Annotated in this window: 1 protein-coding gene; it reads left to right on the top strand. The window is 67.8% G+C overall.

Annotated features, from left to right (window positions below; translation table 11 throughout):
• Window positions 1–474: 474 nt before the first annotated feature.
• Window positions 475–1,736, top strand: a 1,262-nt coding sequence (locus tag IEX71_RS22305) for an ISL3-like element ISPfr2 family transposase (protein ID WP_188839302.1), incomplete at its 3' end; no start/stop codon positions are given.

Below are 1,736 nucleotides of genomic sequence, written 5' to 3'. Positions count from 1 at the left end.
ACGTCGGTGTCGGGCAGAGCCGTGAGGCCAGCGCATCGCGCGACCACCAGAACCGAACCGCCCCTGCACTGCGTTTCCGCAGGTCAGGGGCTGTTCGCCGGAGCCGCCTGTCGGAATCGAACCGACGACCTAATCACTTCGGCTTTGCGTCTATCGCTTGATGCGCCCACTGGGCGAACGAGCCGCTGACCTGCGCAAACGCCGAGCGTGGGGGACGCCGCCATCCGGTGGTGACCGCCGACGACCGACCAGTACCGACCGTTTCACCGGAGCTTTCGGCGGCGTCGAAGCCGAGCAAGCTCCATTCTCTTAGCTCACCGCGCCCTCCTCCTCGCCGGTCCCGTCGTCGTCGAAGACGTTTCAGGGGTCTTCTCAGATGACGGTGTAGGTCGGCCGGGCGCGTCGGTCCGCAGATAGACGTCGAGGTCTCCCGACGACGGAGGTTCCTACGCCATCCATCCGAAAGACCTCGACGTGTCCGACGCTACCCCGCCGGCCGGCTTCGGCCGCCCTGACCTGACCGCCTTCGCTCAACTCGACGGCCTCGGTCTGAGCGTGACCGGACAACGACTTGAACCGGATCGTGCGGTCCTCGCGTGCCGCGTGGTGGAACCAGATCAGTGGTGCCGACGGTGCGGCAGCGAAGGCGCTGCTCGTGACACCGTGATCCGGCGGTTGGCCCACGAGCCGCTGGGCTGGCGACCGACCGTGCTGGAAGTTGTAGTGCGCCGCTACCGCTGTGCCGACTGCGGACACGTGTGGCGCCAAGACACCAGCGCCGCGGCGGAGCCACGCGCGAAGCTCTCGCGCACCGGGCTGCGGTGGGCGCTGGAAGGGATCGTGGTCGCACACCTCACCGTCGTCCGTGTCGCCGAGGGACTCGGGGTCGCGTGGGACACCGCCAACAACGCGGTCCTGGCTGAAGGCAAGCGGCTGCTGATCAACGACCCCACGCGGTTCGAGGGCGTGAAGGTCATTGGCGTCGATGAGCACGTCTGGCGCCACACCAGGCGTGGCGACAAGTACGTCACCGTGATCATCGACCTCACCCCGGTCCGCGATGGCGCCGGCCCAGCAAGGCTGCTGGACATGGTCGAGGGCCGGTCGAAGGCGGCGTTCAAGACCTGGCTCGCCGACCGCGACAACGCCTTCCGTGACGCGGTCGAGGTGGTCGCGATGGACGGCTTCACCGGGTTCAAGACCGCCGCTGCAGAGGAGATCCCGGACGCGGTCACGGTGATGGATCCCTTCCACGTCGTGCGCCTGGCCGGTGACGCCCTCGACAGGTGCCGGCGCCGGGTCCAACTCGCGATCCACGGGCACCGTGGGTTCAGGGACGACCCGCTCTACAAGTCGCGGCGCACGCTGCACACCGGCTCGGACCTGCTCACCGACAAGCAGAGCGACAGGCTACGCGCGCTGTTCGTTGATGACGCTCACGTCGAGATCGAGGCGACCTGGGGTGTCTACCAGCGCATGATCGCCGCCTATCGCCACGAGGACCGGCAACGTGGCCGCGAGCTCATGGAGAAGCTGATCACCGACCTCAGCGCCGGCGTCCCCAAGGTGCTCACCGAGCTCACCACCCTGGGCCGGACCCTGAAGAAGCGAGCCGCTGACGTGCTCGCCTACTTCGAACGACCCGGCACCAGCAACGGGCCGACCGAGGCGCTCAACGGACGGCTCGAACACCTGCGCGGCTCCGCACTCGGGTTCCGCAACCTGACCAACTACAT

It is taken from the genome of Flexivirga endophytica (genome assembly GCF_014640635.1).
Classification (GTDB): domain Bacteria; phylum Actinomycetota; class Actinomycetes; order Actinomycetales; family Dermatophilaceae; genus Flexivirga; species Flexivirga endophytica.
The sequence above is the reverse complement of the archived record's forward strand: the minus strand, read 5'-3'. Positions and strand labels throughout refer to the sequence as shown.